This window comes from Pseudomonas sp. MH9.2 (assembly GCF_034353875.1).
Taxonomy (GTDB): Bacteria; Pseudomonadota; Gammaproteobacteria; order Pseudomonadales; family Pseudomonadaceae; genus Aquipseudomonas.
Window position 1 is genome coordinate 598,179 of sequence record NZ_CP133784.1, and the last position, 17,541, is coordinate 615,719.

Here is a 17,541-nt window from a genome sequence, read left to right on the forward strand (position 1 = left end):
CGTTGATTCCTTTTAATCCGTGGTCTGAATACGCCAGATGCCGAAAGGTTGATGCCAAGGCTCGATACGCATCCACTGCGTTTTGCCATACCAGGTCCAGCGATGGCCCGTCATCAGGTCTTCACCCGCAGTTGCCACGTCGTCAGGCAGACCCATTTCCCACAACGGCAATTCAAAATGCGCTTCCTGGGCGTTGACCGGGTCGAGGCTGACAGCCACCAGAACAAAGTTGCTGCCATCGGCGCTGCGTTTGCCGAAATACAAAATATTGTCATTCCAGGCGTTGTAGATTTTCAGGCCCAAGTGCGTTTGCAGCGCAGGGTTCTGTCGACGAATACGATTGAGTTGAGCAATTTCGGCAATGATGTTGCCCGGCGCGTTGTAATCCCGTGGCCGCAGCTGATATTTCTCCGAGTCCAAGTACTCTTCCTTGCCAGGCACCGGCGCTGCCTCGCATAACTCAAACCCGGAATACATGCCCCACAGGCCCGAGCCCATGGCTGCCAGCACCGCACGAATCAAGAAGCCTGCGCGGCCGGACTCATGCAGGAAGAACGGGTTGATATCGGGCGTGTTCACGAAGAAGTTCGGCCGGTAGCAATCTCGCCACGGCAACTGATTCAGCTGGGTGAAATACTCCGCCAACTCGGACTTGGTGTTGCGCCAGGTGAAATACGTATAGCTCTGGGAATACCCGACCTTGCCCAGCCGCGCCATCATCGCTGGCTTGGTGAACGCTTCTGCGAGGAACATCACCTCAGGGTACTGGCTGCGAATATCCGCAATCATCCACTGCCAGAAAGGCAGCGGTTTGGTGTGCGGATTATCGACGCGGAAGATTTTTACGCCCTCCTCGACCCAGCCCAGGACGATGTCACGCAACTCCAGCCACAAACTGGGGATCGCGTCGGGGGCATAGAAGTCGACGTTGACGATGTCCTGGTATTTCTTCGGCGGGTTTTCCGCGTAACGGATGCTGCCGTCCGGGCGCCAGGAGAACCAGCCCGGATGCTCCTTGAGCCACGGATGATCCTGCGAGCACTGGATGGCAAAATCCAGAGCAACCTCAAGCCCATACTCAGCAGCGGTCTTCACCAGATTGCGAAAGTCCTCGCGGCTACCCAGTTCCGAGTGAATCGCGTCATGCCCACCGTCGGCGCTGCCGATGGCGTAAGGGCTACCCGGGTCATCAGGCCCCGCTTGCAGCGAGTTATTCGGCCCCTTGCGATGGGCGCGGCCGATAGGATGGATCGGCGGAAAATACAGCACATCGAAACCCATGTCTCGAATCATCGGTAGACGAAACAGCACGTCATTGAAGGTGCCGTGGCGCGTCGGATCTTCAGTCACCGAACGCGGAAACAACTCATACCAACTGGCGAACTGCGCCCGTTCACGCTCCACATCCAGCGGGAATTCGACGCTACGGCTCAGGTAGGCATGATTCTCGGCCTGGGCCATCAGCGCCGCCGTTTCACTGTGCAGCAGCAACGCGACCTGGGCCGCGGGCTCGCTCTGCCCAAACCGCTCGATCACTGCACTGATTTGCTGTCGCAGTTCGACCTGGCTGCGTTCAGCGGCCTGGACTAAATGAACGCGACCCTCCTCCAACTCCAGATGGATCGGCACCCCAGCGCCATGCTTTTTTCGCAACTCATAGCGATAGCTGGCGAACTGATCGATCCAGGCCTCGAGCCTGAAGACGTAAAGGGCGACTGACGTCGGGGTGAATTCGCCTTCCCAGCTGTCATTGACCAGCTCTTGCATGTGAGTACTGTGCCAGTGCTCTTCATCGGCTGCACGCCAACGAATCAACACCGACAGCTTGTCGTGCCCATCGGCGAATACTTTGCTGGTCACACTCACCGGTTGCCCGATGATTGCCTTTACCGCAAATAACCCCCCCTCAATCACTGGCATCGTGTTTTCGATCACGATCCGCGGTAATTGCAGGGCCTGGGTCAAAGACAGAGGTCGGGTCGGGTGTGGAACGTCACTGGCCAAAGAATCCGGGCCGTAGGGCTGATCAGCGGTCACATTCATCGAGCATCACTCCTCACGCCCATTTAAAGACGCTCTTCAGCAGAATCCGTGCATTTAGGAACTGTATGTTTACACCCAGCATTGAACAAAACAGGTGTTCAGCAGCCGACTGCCAGCGACGGCACACCGGATCGGCCCGCCTAGTTTCCGAGCCCATCCAGGTGGGAAAAGTTCAAAACGGTTTAGCCGCGAGTGACAGCTTAGACCGGGCTTTGGCAATAGCCCGAGTGATTTGCACAGCCCCAAGGTACAACCTGTCAAACGCTGGAACAGTCCGGGAGTAATTGGCATTCGGGACGAGGATCAGTAGCCCCTTCCCTGCGGAAACACCTGACTCCACGAAATACGACACTGCATTGCCCGTGCCAAAGCCTGGGCAAGCCTCCAATCTGATCCGCTTTTTATTCAAATACCTGAGTCTGTTATGCAACCAGATGCTCGGCCATAGTTCAGCCGCCTGATACGGGCTGATGAGCATCCGACCATGAGCGAAAGAATTCCTGTCCAGATCATTGAACGCGTCGAACCTTCCAGAGCAAACGTGAAGGTCAAGTCCAGTGATCATTTGATTCATACCCGCAGTTTTACCGGGCTGTTCCGTAATTTACGTGTTAGTGGCGCGGGGTTTCTATTCCTGCTGTTCTTCGGCACCGTCTGGCTCGATTGGGGCGGACGCCAGGCTGTCCTTTGGGATTTGGCCGACAGTAAATTTCATATCTTCGGCGCGACGTTCTGGCCGCAAGACTTCATTCTGCTGTCGGCATTGCTGATCATTTGTGCCTTTGGCTTGTTCGCCATCACGGTGTTCGCAGGAAGAGTCTGGTGCGGATACACCTGCCCGCAGAGTTCCTGGACCTGGATTTTCATGTGGTGCGAGAAGCTCACCGAGGGTGAGCGTAATCAGCGGATCAAACTTCAGGCCGCGCCCTGGGGCATGAAAAAACTGCTGCGGCGCTCGGCCAAGCACAGTCTGTGGCTGGCGATCAGCGTATTGACCGGTCTGACCTTCGTCGGCTATTTCACCCCGATTCGACCGCTGGCCAATGAGCTGCTGACCTTGCAGTTGAGTGGCGTCAGTCTGTTCTGGGTCCTGTTTTTCGCGGGTGCGACCTATATCAATGCTGGCTGGCTGCGTGAAGCAGTCTGCATGCACATGTGCCCCTATGCGCGCTTTCAAAGCGTGATGTTCGACAAAGACACCCTCACCGTTTCCTACGACGCCGCTCGCGGTGAAAACCGTGGCCCGCGTAAACGTGAGGTCGATCCAGCGTCAGTGGGTCTGGGTGACTGTATCGATTGCCAGATGTGTGTGCAGGTGTGCCCGACCGGTATCGACATCCGTGACGGCTTGCAGATGGAATGCATTGGCTGCGCCGCGTGTATCGATGCGTGTGACTCGATCATGGACAAAATGGGCTATGCCCGTGGTCTGGTGAGTTACACCTCGGAAGCCGTATTGCAAGGCGGTCAAACCCGTCTGCTGCGGCCACGCTTGATCGGCTACTGCGCCGTATTGCTGGTGATGATCGGCGCGCTGGTGCTGGCGCTGGTCGAGCGGCCGATGGTGTCGCTGGATGTCAGCAAGGACCGGGGCCTGTTCCGGGAAAACAGCCAAGGCCAGATCGAAAACATCTACAGCCTGAAAATCATCAACAAAACCCAGCAGCGTCAGCAGTATCATCTGGCGCTTGTCGATGGGGACGACTTCCAGCTGCAGGGTAAAACCGAGGTCAGCCTCGCTGCGGGGGAAATCTTCGATTTTCCAGTGTCCGTGACAATGATCGCCGAACACCCAAGCAGCAGTTCGCAAAGCATCAGTTTTGAAGTGGTGGACAGCGATGATGCGAACGTACGCAGCCTGGCAAAAAGCCGGTTTGTCGCCCCGCTCAATCGCTGATCCCTTTAAAGTGGTGCCTGCCTCACTTCCCCGTCAGACCGCCAGTCAGCGAGAACCGATGAAACGTTATGAAAAGTTTGCAGACGATATCGCTGAACTGATTCGCTCCGGGGTGCTCGGCCCCGGCCAGCGCGTGCCCTCGGTGCGTTATGCCAGCCAGACGTATGGGGTCAGCCCCTCGACGGTGTTCCAGGCCTATTACCTGCTGGAGCGACGCGGACTGATCCGGGCGCGGCCGCGCTCCGGTTACTTCGTCAACAATAATGCGCTACGGCAGTTTTCCGAGCCGGTGATCAGCACACAGGCCAGTGAGTCCACTGAGGTGGATGTCAGCGAGTTGGTGTTCTCGGTACTCGACTCGATCAAAGATCCGCAGACCGTGCCGTTTGGCTCGGCATTCCCAAGCCCTACGCTGTTTCCACTGCAACGGCTGGCACGCTCGCTGGCCAGCGCGAGCCGGCAGATGGACCCGCGCATGGTGGTCACCGACATGTCACCGGGCAACCCGCAACTGCGCAGGCAGATAGCGTTACGGTACATGGTCGGCGGCCTGATGCTGCCCATAGAGGAACTGCTGATCACCAACGGCGCGCTGGAAGCCCTGAATCTGTGCCTGCAAGCGGTCACTGAGCCGGGGGATCTGGTCGCGATAGAAGCCCCGGCGTTCTATGCCTGCCTGCAAGTGCTGGAACGCCTGAAGCTCAAAGCCGTGGAAATTCCGGTGCACCCACGCGATGGCATCGATCTGGGCGTGCTCGCACAAACCCTCGAGCGCCACCCGATCAAAGCGTGCTGGTGCATGACCAACTTTCAGAACCCGATGGGCGCCTCCATGCCCGAAGCCAAGAAACGCGAGTTAGTGGAATTGCTGCGCCAGCACCAGGTTCCGTTGATTGAAGATGACGTCTACGCCGAACTGTATTACAGCCCGCAAGCGCCGAAGCCGGCGAAAGCCTTCGACACTGAAGGGCTGGTAATGCATTGCGGCTCGTTTGCTAAAAGCCTGGCGCCGGGTTACCGAATCGGGTGGGTTGCCGCGGGACGTTATGCGCAGAAAATCGAGCGACTGAAACTGATGACATCGCTGTGCGCGTCGATGCCCGCTCAGGCGGCTATCGCCGATTATCTGCAGCATGGTGGCTATGACCGGCATCTGCGCAAACTGCGCTACGCCCTGGAAGAACAACAAAGCGCCATGCTCAGTGCCATCGCCCGCCACTTCCCCGCGCAGACGCGGGTCAGCCAGCCCGCAGGCGGGTATTTCCTGTGGCTGGAGCTACCCGAACACATGGACTCCCTGAAGCTGTTCCAGATGGCCCTGGCCCAAGGCATCAGCATCGCGCCCGGGCCGATATTTTCCCCGACCCAGCGCTTTCGTAACTGCATCCGCCTCAACTACGGTAGCCCGTGGGATGATGCGTCGGAACAGGCCATGGAGACCTTGGGCCGGATTATTCGCTCGTTCTGACAACGCCCGCCAAGCACCACGCGACGCTATCGACCGCCCCCCAGATCAATAAACGTCCCGGTGGCGTAACTGGCTTTTGCCGATAGCAGCCAGATGATCGCCTCGGCCACTTCCTCCGCACAGCCACCGCGCCCCATGGGAATGCCGGGTTCGAGTTTGCTGACCCTATGTGGATCGCCGCTCAAGGCATGGAAATCGGTAAAGATATAGCCCGGTCGCACCGCGTTGACCCGAATCCCTTCACCCGCCACTTCCCGCGCCAGGCCTAGGGTAAACGTATCCAGCGCGCCTTTGGAGGCGGCATAGTCGACGTATTCCCCGGAAGCCCCAAGCCGGGCCGCGACCGAAGAAACGTTGACGATGCTGCCACCTTTGCCACCATGACGTGGCGACATACGCAGCAAGGCGTGCTTGGCGCACAGCATCGGTCCGACCACGTTGGTTTTCATCATTCGGAGCATGCGGAACTCGGACATCTCTTCGACCCGGGAGGCCTCCGCGACGGTGCCCGCATTGTTGACCAGCGCCGTCACAGGCCCCAACTCCGCGTCGATCCGGGCGAACAATCCGATAATTTCATCTTCATCGCTGACATCTGCCTGCACTGCCATCACCTGCGCCCCGAGTTTGCGAATGTGTGCGCACACCCGCTCGGCCGCTTGATGGTCGGACAGATAATTGATGCAAATACGATACCCCTGCTCTGCGGCAAGCAAAGCAGTTGCAGCCCCGATGCCACGAGAGCTGCCGGTGATGAGAAGAACTTTTTCCATGGGTGAGCTTCCGATCAATCGCTAATGGTGGTCAGCCTAGCGCAGGCTTGGGGCGAGAGAAAGCCATGATCCGACACAGATCACGCTTCATCAAGCACGCGCTTAACCTCCTCTTTCCGCTTCGCACGACTGATATCCGCCATAAAGCGTTCCGCCGGCAACGGATGACCTAAAAGAAAACCCTGCAGGGAGTTGCAGCCGAGTTCGGTCAGGAAGTTTTGCTGCTTATCGGTTTCAACGCCCTCGGCGACGATGCGTAATCCAAGCGCCTGGCCCAGGGCGACGATTGCCGAGACGATCGCCGCGTCGTCGCTGTCGTGCTCCAGGTCGCGAACAAAGCCCCGGTCGATCTTCAGCTCGTTAGCGGGCAGGCGTTTGAGGTACATCAGGCTGGAATAGCCGGTACCGAAGTCGTCGATGGACAGGTCCACGCCCATATCTGACAGTTGCTGCAACACGGTCATGCTGACGTCAGCGTCACTCATGGCGGTGGTTTCGGTAATTTCCAGGGTCAGGCTGTTCGCTGGCAGACGGTGCAGCGCCAAGGCCCTGGCGACGCTGGTGACCAAATCGTTGTGGCAGAACTGCAACGCCGAGAGGTTCACCGCAATCCGCCAGTGGCTGTAGCCCTGCTCATGCCAGACGCGCATTTGCCGGCAGGCTTCGTTGAGCACCCATTCACCAATCGGAATAATCAACCCGGTCTTTTCCGCAAGCCCAATGAACGTGTCCGGCAGCAGCAAACCCAGCTGTGGATGGTGCCAGCGCAGCAAGGCCTCCGCGCCTAATGGCAGGCCACTACCGGCATCGAATTTTGGTTGGTAATGCAAGCAAAACTGCTCTTGTTTGAGCGCCCGACGCAAGTCCTGCAACAGTTGCAACTGGTTGCGCGCATTGGTGTTCATCGACGCATCGAAAAAACAGTAGCCGTTTTTCCCCGCACCTTTGGCGTGGTACATCGCGGCGTCGGCGTTCATCAGCAGCTCATGCTGGGTCTGGCCATTGCCGGGGTACAGGGCTATGCCAATGCTGGCGGAGACTTGCAAACTATGATCGGTGACCATAAAGGGCTGGGCGATCAAAGCCACCTGACGAGCTGCGACGCTCGACGCGTCTTCTGTCTCGCTCAGTTCGACCAGCAGGACAAACTCATCACCACCGATACGTGCCAGGGTATTTTTGCCGTGCAGGTCTTCCCGCAGCCGCAGCGCGACCTGGCGCAACAACAAGTCGCCCATATGGTGACCAAACGCATCGTTGACGGGTTTGAATCCATCCAGGTCCATGAACATCAGTGCAAAACAGCCGCCATGCTCGTCGACCTTGCCCATGGCGTGTTCGATACGGTCCGCCAGCAACACCCGATTGGGCAGGCCGGTCAGCGTGTCGTGCAGAGCCAGTTGGGTCAATTCTCGATTGGCCACGCTCAGCGAGTTGGACAGCTCGGCAGTGCGATCCTCCATGCGAGCATCAAGGATCGACGTCAGCAAGGCAATCGTCAGAACCGCAAGGCTGGTGACCAGCACGAGCGTGTCCAGGCCATCAACCCGCAACCCACTGCCGACCGCACCACAGAAACTGCCATCGGCAAAACCTGCCGCCGCCATACCGGTGTAATGCATGCCGACAATGGCCATGCCCATGAATACTGCGGCCCCGCCTCTAGCCAAGCGCACATAGGGCGTTTGCCGACGCAGTCGAAAGGTAATCCATAATGCTGCCGCTGAAGCACTGACCGCGATCACCAGGGAACCCACAAACAACGAGGGGGCGTATTCAATGCCCGGCTGCATCCGCAACGCCGCCATGCCGCAATAGTGCATGGCGCTGATTCCGGCGCCCATGACCAGCGCGCCAAAGCTCAGTTGCAGGGCTGGCAGTTGCGGTTGGCTGACCAGCCACAGGGCAAAACCGCAGGACAAAATACCGAGTGCCAGCGACAGCAAGGTAATCGGCAAGTCGTAGCCGAGTTCGACTGGCAGATGGAACGCAAGCATCCCGATGAAATGCATGGACCAGACGCCAATGCCCATCGCCAACGCCCCGCCACCCATCCATAGATAAACCGCGCGGCCCTTGGCCGTGACAATACGCCCTGCAAGGTCCAGCGCCGTATAAGACGCCAGGATTGCGACGAAAATCGAGATCAGAACCAGCGAGGGTGTGTAACTGCCAATAAGCATGAGCGTTCTCGTGACCGTGGCAGATGATGAGCATTCATGCTGCTGAAAGGCCGAGAATTGTACTCAACTTGTACAAAAAATCGCAGTTTGTTTAATTGTTTTTTTCGTGCCCGTTACAGCCTGGATCCAGTGTAGGAGCGAGCTGCCTGCAATAGCGCCAGCTCTGGTGCATTATGTCGATCACTCTTGAATATTCAATCCGCTCTCGGCATTCCAGCCACCACCCAACGCCGCGATCAGTTGCACACTGGCGATCAGCCGACTTTGCAGCAGGGTCAGCACGCTTCGTTCGTTACTTAGGGCAGTGGTTTGCACGTTGACCACATCCAGATAAGCGATAAGGCCGGCTTTATATTGGTTGTTGGTCAAGCGCAAGGACTCACGCGCCGACATCAAGGCCTCGGTGCGCACGCCAGCCTCATCTTCGTAGACCTTGAGCTGCACCAGATGATTTTCCACTTCCTGAAAACCGTTCAACACGGTTTGACGGTATTGGGCTACGGTCTGGTCGTAAACCGCTTCAGTGCGATCGACTTCCGCCGAGCGTTGGCCGCCATCGAACAGGGTCATCGCCAGTTGCGGTCCGACAGACCAGAAACGGTTCGGCAAGCTGATCCAGTTAGTGAACGTGGAGCTGCTATAACCGCCCTTCATACTCAACGTGAGGTCGGGGTAGTACGCGGCTTTGGCGACACCGATATTGGCGTTGGCCGCCATTACTGAGCGTTCGGCCGCAGCGATGTCCGGGCGACGTTCGAGCAACTGCGAAGGCAACTCCAGCGGGATCTGCGGCAACGCAGGAATGACGGTCGTGGCCGCCAGATTGAAGTCCGCCGGGGCTTGGCCCATCAGCACGGCGATTGCGTTCTCGAACTGAGCACGCTGCCAGATCAAATCGATCAAATCAGCCTGGGTGGTTTTTAGCTGGGTCTGCGCCTGCGCCACCGCATCTTTGCCGGAGATACCGGCACGGTACTGGTTCTGCGTCATGGTCAGCGAGCGCTGGTAAGCGTCGACCGTCGATTCGAGAAGGCGTTTTTGTTCGTCGATCACCCGCAGTTGCAGGTAGTTCTGCACCAATTCCGACTGCAAACTCAGCTGCATCGACGCCAGATCGGCAAGGCTGGCCTGAGCGCTGGCCTTGTCGGCCTCCAGACCACGACGCAGCTTGCCCCAGACATCGGCCTCCCAACTGACACCCAGCTGAGTGCTGTAAGTGTCGCGGATACCACTGCTGGAACTGGTCAGGCTCGAACTGCTGCTTCCGGTCCCCTGACTGGAGCGATTCTTACTCGCACTGAGATCAAGCGTCGGAAAGAACGCACCGCGAGCACTGCGCACCAAGGCCTTGGCCTGCCGGTACTGCGCTTCAAACTGAGCGACGGTCTGGTTTGAGCTGTTGAGTTTTTCCACCAGTCCGTTGAGTTGTGCATCGCCATACAACTCCCACCAAGCGCCCCGGGCCAGCGCATCGCTGGGCGCAGCCTGACGCCAGCCTTCGGCTTGTTTGAACTGCGCGGGCGTGGTCATTTCCGGCTTTTTATAGTCAGGACCGACCGCGCAGGCACTCAGGAACACGGCACAAAGCCCCAGACCGAGCCAACGCACAGGCCGCTGTAAAACGGGTTTGATTTGCAGGCGGTCGGTCATAGCGGAGTTTCCAAAGCAGCATCGGTGCGCACGCCACGCCATTGGTTGACGCGACGGCGCAAACGGTCGAGATAGAGGTAAACAACGGGGGTGGTGTACAGGGTCAGGATCTGGCTAAAAATCAGGCCGCCGATAATCGTCAACCCCAGCGGGTGACGCATCTCCGCCCCTTCGGCACTGCTCAGCAGCAAGGGCAAGGCGCCAAGAATAGCGGCCAGCGTCGTCATCAATATCGGTCGTAGACGTTGCAGGCACGCGCTGCGGATTGACTCCAGTGGCGTCATCCCGGACTCACGTTCCAATTGCAGCGCGAGGTCGATCATCAGAATGGCGTTTTTCTTCACCACCCCGATCAACAGAAACAGCCCGAGCAACGAGATCAGGCTGAACTGGCCACCCAGCAGATAGATCGACAGCAACGCGCCGACCCCCGCCGATGGCAAGGTCGAGAGAATGGTCAGCGGGTGAATGTAGCTTTCATAGAGGATCCCAAGCACCAGATACACCACCACCAGCGCTCCCAGAATCATCCACGGCTGGCTTTTCTGGGCGGCGGCGAACGTGTCGGCTGTCCCCGCCATTTTGGCGATGACATCGGTGGGCAAACCCACTTTGGCCACGGCGTGCTCAATGGCAGTAGAGGCTTGTTCAAGCGTCACGCCCTCCGCCAGGTCGAAGGAAATATCTTCGGAAGCGAACTGACCGTCATGGGTCACCCGGTCATTTTCCAGGCTGCGTTCGTAATGGGTGAAACTCGACAACGGAATGCGCTCGCCTGCGGCCGTGATCACCTGAACCTGCTCAAGTGTGACCGGGTCCTGAGCGTATTTCGGGTTGACCTCCATCACCACCTGATACTGGTTGAGGCTGTCATAGATGGTGGAAACCTGCCGCTGACTGTAAGCGTTATTCAGCACTGCCGTGACCATGTTCATGTCAACGCCCAGTCGTTTGGCGGTATCACGGTCCACTTGCAGGGTAACTTGTTGCGCGCCACGACCTTCACGCCCATCGATAGCGGTCAGTTCCGGCAATGACTTGAGCGCCGCCAGCACTTTCGGGTACCAGAGACGCAGACTGGTCAAATCGCCGCTTTGCAGGATGTATTGGTATTGCGAGGTGGTCTGCTCGCGTCCACCGCCGAATTGCAGGTCTTGATCGGCCATCAGAAACAAACGGCCACCGGGAACTTGCGGCATATTTTTACGCAAACGCTCAATGACTTTATCGGCGGCAATATTGCGTTCCTTGATGGGCTTGAGCCGCACAATCATCGTGGCATTGTTGGAGCCACCGTTGCCGCCAATAAAGCCGGCTACGCTGTCGACGGCGGGATCAGCCAGCACAGCCTTGCGGTAAATTTCCATCTTGGGCTGCATCACTGAAAACGAAAGGCCGTTGTCGCCCCGGATAAAGCCGATCAGTTGACCGGTGTCCTGTTGCGGCATGAACGTCTTGGGCACTACCACATACAGCGCGATGTTGACGCCGATGGTCAGCAGCAGGCTCAACAGGGTCAATCTTCGATGACGCAACGCCCAGCCAAGGCTGCGGTCGTAGCCCGCGACCATCCGCTCGTTGAGTCGACGACTCCAGCGTTGCAACGAATTTTCCCGATCCGGATCATGGGGTTTGAGCCAGCGGGCGCACAACATCGGGGTCAGGGTCAGGGACACCACGAGCGAGACGACAATCGATACCGCCAACGTGATGGAAAACTCGCGGAACAGGCTGGCAATAATACCGCCCATAAACAGGATCGACAGGAAGACCGCCACCAGCGATACGTTCATCGACAGCAAGGTGAAGCCTACTTCCTTGGCGCCCAGGTACGCGGCCTGCATCGGCGGCACGCCTTTGTCGATGTGCCGGGATATGTTCTCCAGCACTACGATAGCATCGTCCACCACCAGGCCAGTGGCGAGGATCAACGCCATCAGCGACAAGTTGTTCAGGGAAAAACCGGACAAGTACATGACGGCAAACGTACCCACCAGCGACACCGGGACCGCCAGCGTCGGGATCAACGAAGCGCGGAAGTTGCCAAGGAAAAAGAACACCACCAGGATCACCAGAGTCACGGCGATTAACAGCGTCATTTCTGCTTCGTGCAAGGTCGCCTTGATCACTGGTGAGCGGTCCATGGCCAGGTCCAGATTGACGCTGGCTGGCAGCACTGCCTGCAAGGCCGGTAATTGCGCCTTGATCTGCGCCACGGTCTCGATGATGTTGGCACCGGCCTGACGGTTGATGACCAACAACACCGCCTGCTTGTCGTTGAAAAAACCGGCGTTATAGCGGTCCTCCACTGCGTCACTGACTTTCGCCACGTGACTCAGGCGCAGGGCCGCACCGTCCTGATAGCGGATGATCAGCGGTTCGTAATCCTTGGCTTTTTCCAGCTGGTCGTTCGCCTGCACCTGCCAGTTGTGGTCGGCGTCCTCCACCGACCCTTTAGGTTTGCGCACGTTGGCATTGGCAATCGTAGTGCGGACTTCATCCAGCGACACACCATACTGATTGAGTAGTTGCGGCTCGAGTTCGACCCGTACGGCAGGCAGCGAGCTGCCGCCGATCTGCACTTCGCCGACGCCGTTCACCTGAGACAGGCTTTGCGAGAGGATCGTCGACGCCAGGTCGTACAGCTGGCCCTTCTCCAGCACGTCGGACGTCAGCGACAGGACCATGATCGGTGCCTGGGACGGGTTGACCTTTTTGTAGGTGGGCATGCTGCGCATACCACTGGGCAGCAGATTGCGCGAGGCATTGATCGCCGCCTGCACTTCCCGCGCTGCACCGTTGATGTCTCGATCCAGGTCGAACTGCAGAATCACCCGGGTCGAACCCTGGCTCGAACGGCTGCTCATGGTGCTGATCCCGGCAATCGTGCCCAGGGAGCGCTCCAGTGGCGTCGCCACGGTGGAGGCCATGACCTCGGGGCTGGCGCCCGGCAAGCTGGCCGAGACCACAATCACCGGGAAGTCCATGTTCGGCAGGGGCGACACCGGCAGCAGACCGAAGCTGACACCGCCCAGCAAGATGATCGCCAGGCTCAGGAGCATGGTTGCAACCGGCCGACGGATGAAGGGCCCTGACAGGTTCATACGTCGGCCTGCTCCAGGCTCGCGGGCGCACTCGGTGTGTGCCCCCATCGCCGAGCCAGACGGTCGAAATACAGATAGATCACCGGCGTGGTAAACAGCGTCAGTACCTGACTGAGCATAAGACCGCCGACCATCACCAAGCCCAGCGGCTGACGCAATTCAGCGCCGGAACCACTGGCGAGCATTAACGGCACGGCACCGAACAGTGCGGCCATGGTGGTCATCAGGATCGGCCGAAAGCGCAGCAGCGCCGCTTCGTAAATCGCCGTTTCCGGATCGACGCCCCGATTGCGCTCCGCGTCCAGCGCGAAGTCGATCATCATGATCGCGTTCTTCTTGACGATACCGATCAACAAAATGATGCCGATGATCGCGATCATTCCCAGGTCATTGCCACTGATCAGCAGCGCCAGCAGCGCGCCGACTGCAGCAGACGGCAATGTCGAGAGAATGGTGATGGGATGAATGTAGCTCTCGTACAGCACGCCAAGCACGATATACATCGTCACCACTGCGGCCAGAATCAGCAGCAAGGTGCTCGACAATGACGCCTCGAACGCCTGGGCTGCACCCTGGAATTGAGTCTGCACGCCGATCGGCATGCCAATGTCTTTCTGCACCTGATTGATCACTTCCACCGCGCTGCCCAATGCCACGCCCGGGGCCAGGTTGAACGACATCATGACCGACGGGAATTGACCGATGTGGGCGATGGCCAACTGCGCCTGGCGCTGTTCGACCCGTGCCAGACTCGACAGTTTGACCTGAGTACCGGAAGTGGTCTTGACGTGAATCTGATCCAGAGCCTGCGGCCCGAGATCGCTGCCGGAAACCGCCTGCAACACCACACGGTATTGGCTGGCCTGGGTGTAAATGGTGGAAATCTGGCGCTGACCGAAGGCGTCGTAGAGCGCATCGGTGATGTTCGCCACGCTGACACCGAGGCGGCTGGCAGCGTCACGGTCGATCAACAAATAGACCTGCAAACCCTTGTCTTGCAAATCGCTGGCGACATCGGTCAATTCTGCTCGTTTACTCAAGGCCTGAGACAGCTTGCCGCTCCACTCGGCCAACAGATCGGAGTCCGGCGACGACAGACTGAATTGATACTGGGTACGGCTGACCCGATCTTCGACGGTCAGGTCCTGCACCGGCTGCATGAACAAACGGATGCCCGACAGCGTGTCGAGTTGCGGTTGCAAACGTTGAATGATTTGCGTGGCGCTCAGGTCGCGTTCGCTGTGAGGCTTGAGGTTGATCAACAAGCGTCCGCTGTTGAGTGTCGCGTTATCACCGTCCACGCCGATATAGGAAGACAGGCTCGCCACCGCCGGATCTTGCAGGATGATTTTCGCCAACGACTGTTGCCGCTCGCTCATGGCGGCGAAGGACACCGATTGCGGCGCTTCGGAAATGCCCTGAATCACCCCCGTGTCCTGCACCGGGAAAAAGCCTTTAGGCACGATCATGTACAGGAACACCGTCAGGCCCAGGGTGGCAATGGCCACCAGCAAGGTCAGCGGTTGATGCTTGAGCACCCAGCGCAACTTACGTCCGTAGGCCGCAATCATCCAATCGATCCAGGCCCCACTGGCGCGATAAAAACGGCCCTGTTCCTCTGCCTTGGGCTCACGCTTGAGCAACCTGGCGCACATCATCGGCGTGAGAGTCAGGGACACCACGAGGGAAATCAGGATCGCCACCGCCAGGGTGATCGCAAACTCACGGAACAGCCGACCGACTACATCAGCCATGAACAACAATGGAATCAACACGGCGATCAGCGAAATCGTCAGTGAGATCAGGGTAAAACCGATCTGCCGCGCGCCTTTGAGTGCGGCTTGCAGTGGCGTGTCGCCCTCCTCCAGGTGTCGCGAGATGTTCTCCAGCATCACGATGGCGTCATCCACCACAAAGCCAGCGGCGATGGTCATCGCCATCAACGTCAGGTTGTTGACCGAGAACCCGGCCAGGTACATCACACCAAACGTGCCGACCAGCGACAGCGGTACGGCAATCGACGGAATGATCGTGGCACTGACCCGACGCAAGAACAGAAACGTAACCAGGACCACCAGCGCGATGGCTATCAGCAACTCGTGCTGCACGTCAGTGACCGACGCACGAATGGTTTGCGTGCGGTCAGTCAGGACAGTGACATCAAGCCCTGCGGGCAGGTTATCAGTGATACTGGGCAGCAGCGCCTTGATCCGGTCGACCACCTCGATGACGTTGGCACCGGGCTGGCGCTGAATATTGAGCAGCACAGCCTGGTTCTCGTTGGCCCAGGCTGCCAGCCGTTCATTCTCCGCCCCGTCGATGACCTGAGCCACGTCCTTCAGACGCAAAGGCGCGCCATTTTTGTAGGCGAGAATGAGTTCCGCGTATTCCTCCGGCGACTTCAACTGGTCGTTGGCATCCAGCATCGATACCCGCGTCGGGCCATCGAAGTTACCCTTAGGCTGGTTGACGTTGGACGCACCGATCAGCGTGCGCACATCCGCGAGGTTCAGGCCATTGGCGGCCAGCGCTTCAGGGTTGACCTTGATCCGTACCGCCTGACGTTGTCCGCCAGCAATACTGACCATGCCCACACCGCTAATCTGGGCGATTTTCTGCGCCATACGCGTATCGACCAGGTCGTTAAGCTTGGGCAGCAGCATGGTTTTGGAGGTAATTGCCAGGGTCAGTACCGGGGTGTCGGCCGGGTTGACCTTGTTGTACACCGGCGGTGCTGGCAGATCCGTGGGTAAAAGATTGGTCGCACCGTTGATCGCGGCCTGCACTTCCTGCTCAGCGACGTCCATATTGAGGTCGAGGCTGAAACGCAGGGTGATCACCGAGGCACCACCGGAACTGGTCGAGGCCATTTGCGTGAGCCCTGGCATCTGCCCGAACTGCCTCTCCAAAGGCGCGGTCACTGCGCTGGTCATCACTTGCGGACTGGCGCCGGGGTAAAGCGTCAGCACGCGAATCGTCGGGTAATCCACCTGAGGCAAGGCCGAGACCGGCAGCAAGGTATAAGCAATCAGGCCGGCCAGAACGATGGCCAGCATGCTCAGGGTGGTCGCTACCGGACGCAGGATGAACAGCCGGGAGATGTTCATACGCGGCTTTTTTCCGCCTTATTGGCTACAGCCGATTCATCAGTACCCTTTGAAGGTTGACCCTGCAACTTTTGCACCGGCGCGGCGGGGACGTCCTTGCTATCGTTGACCACTTCCACCTCACTGCCATCGCGCAAGCGATCGGTACCCTCGAGCACGACGCGCTCGCCTTCGGCCAGGCCGCTGGTGATAACGGTGGCTTTTTCGTCGCTCGCTCCGGTCTGCAATTGGCGAATCTTGACCTTCTTGTCGCCATCCATCACGTAGGCGAATGTCCCGTTGGTACCGAACTGGATCGCTGCAGAAGGCACCAGCACTGCGTGTTTAAGGGTGTCGGCACGCAGGCGCAGGTTGACGAACTGATTGGGAAACAGCAGTTCGTCCTGGTTATCGAAACGGGCCTTGAACTTCAATGTGCCCGTGGTGATGTCGATCTGGTTGTCCAGGCTGTACAGCACGCCGGTGGCTTGCAGTTTTTCGTCACCCCGGTCCCAGGCTTCCGCCAGCAGCTTGTCGCCACTGCGAAAACGCGCAATGACCACTGATAAGTCTTTCTCGGGCAGGGTGAAATTGACGGTGATGGGTTTGGTCTGGGTGATGACCACCAGCGCTGTGGTGTCATTGGCCGCCACCAAGTTGCCTACATCCAGTTGGCGCAGCCCGGTACGCCCTGCGATAGGCGCACGAATTTTGGTGAACTCCAGATTGAGTTTAGCGTTTCCCACCGCAGCCTGATTGGTCTTGATCGTGCCCTGATACTGAACCACCAGTGACGCAGCGGTGTCCAGTGTTTGCTTGGCAATGCTATCTTCGGCATACAGGCCGCGATAGCGCTCCAGATCAATCTGCGCGTTTTTGAGCAACGCCTGATTCGTCAGCAATGTACCTTCGGCCTGCTCCAGCGCAATCTGGTAACTGCGCGGATCAATCTCGGCCAGCAGGTCACCCGCCTTGACCATCTGCCCTTCCTGGAAGTTAAGTTTGACCAACTGCCCCGCTACCTGGCTGCGAACGTTGATCGTGTTCATCGCCGTCACGGTACCCAACGCTTTGTAGTAAATCGGGAAGTCACCCACGGTGGCAGGTGCCACACGTACAGGAACCGGCCCGGTTGCGCCGCCAAAGCCCGGACGAGGCGTACCGCTCGTGGACTTTGGATGGGTGGCTACCGCGCTTTTGTGGGTGGCTGAAGACGGCCACCACCACCAGCACAGGCCGATGATAATCAACAGGACTGCCAGGCTGATCAGCCAGCGACGGGAACTACGGGGGCCAGAGGATTGCATGAATAAATCAACCATTGTGCGCGTGAGCTT

9 protein-coding genes are annotated in these 17,541 nt (G+C 58.5%); 2 read left to right on the top strand and 7 right to left on the bottom strand.

Going from position 1 to position 17,541, the window contains the following annotated elements:
- Window positions 1-12 precede the first annotated feature (12 nt).
- Complete coding sequence (locus RHM55_RS02725; RefSeq protein ID WP_322179400.1) at window positions 13-2,043, bottom strand: alpha-1,4-glucan--maltose-1-phosphate maltosyltransferase; 2,031 nt, start codon at window positions 2,041-2,043, stop codon at window positions 13-15.
- Window positions 2,044-2,527: 484 nt separating this feature from the next.
- On the opposite strand from RHM55_RS02725, the gene ccoG reads away from it, so the two are divergent.
- The gene (gene ccoG, locus RHM55_RS02730; RefSeq protein WP_322179401.1) at window positions 2,528-3,940 is read left to right on the top strand and encodes a cytochrome c oxidase accessory protein CcoG; all 1,413 of its coding nucleotides are present in this window, start codon (window positions 2,528-2,530) and stop codon (window positions 3,938-3,940) included.
- Window positions 3,941-3,998: 58 nt separating this feature from the next.
- Window positions 3,999-5,408, top strand: a complete 1,410-nt coding sequence (gene mapR, locus RHM55_RS02735) for a GntR family transcriptional regulator MpaR (RefSeq protein ID WP_322179402.1) — start codon at window positions 3,999-4,001, stop codon at window positions 5,406-5,408.
- A 26-nt stretch (window positions 5,409-5,434) separates the two neighbouring features.
- Here the strand turns inward: mapR and RHM55_RS02740 are convergent, their stop codons facing one another.
- From RHM55_RS02740 to RHM55_RS02765, 6 genes are all read right to left on the bottom strand, one after another.
- Window positions 5,435-6,181 carry an SDR family oxidoreductase gene (locus RHM55_RS02740; RefSeq protein ID WP_219060158.1) on the bottom strand — a complete coding sequence of 249 codons (747 nt, stop codon included), beginning with the start codon at window positions 6,179-6,181 and terminating at the stop codon, window positions 5,435-5,437.
- Between the two features lie 80 nt (window positions 6,182-6,261).
- Window positions 6,262-8,364 (bottom strand): putative bifunctional diguanylate cyclase/phosphodiesterase, encoded by a 2,103-nt coding sequence (locus RHM55_RS02745; RefSeq protein ID WP_322179403.1) that lies wholly within the window; start codon window positions 8,362-8,364, stop codon window positions 6,262-6,264.
- 180 nt (window positions 8,365-8,544) lie between these two features.
- Window positions 8,545-10,014, bottom strand: coding sequence for an efflux transporter outer membrane subunit (locus RHM55_RS02750; protein WP_322179404.1), 1,470 nt, complete (start codon window positions 10,012-10,014; stop codon window positions 8,545-8,547).
- Window positions 10,011-13,118 (bottom strand): efflux RND transporter permease subunit, encoded by a 3,108-nt coding sequence (locus tag RHM55_RS02755; protein ID WP_322179405.1) that lies wholly within the window; start codon window positions 13,116-13,118, stop codon window positions 10,011-10,013. Before RHM55_RS02755 ends, RHM55_RS02750 begins: the two co-directional genes overlap by 4 nt.
- A complete protein-coding gene (locus tag RHM55_RS02760) occupies window positions 13,115-16,225 on the bottom strand; it encodes an MdtB/MuxB family multidrug efflux RND transporter permease subunit (protein WP_322179406.1) in 3,111 nt (1,036 codons plus the stop codon). The genes RHM55_RS02755 and RHM55_RS02760 overlap by 4 nt, the downstream gene beginning before the upstream one ends.
- On the bottom strand, window positions 16,222-17,526 hold the full coding sequence (locus tag RHM55_RS02765; protein ID WP_322179407.1) for an MdtA/MuxA family multidrug efflux RND transporter periplasmic adaptor subunit: 1,305 nt from the start codon (window positions 17,524-17,526) through the stop codon (window positions 16,222-16,224). Before RHM55_RS02765 ends, RHM55_RS02760 begins: the two co-directional genes overlap by 4 nt.
- Between the last annotated feature and the right edge of the window lie 15 nt (window positions 17,527-17,541).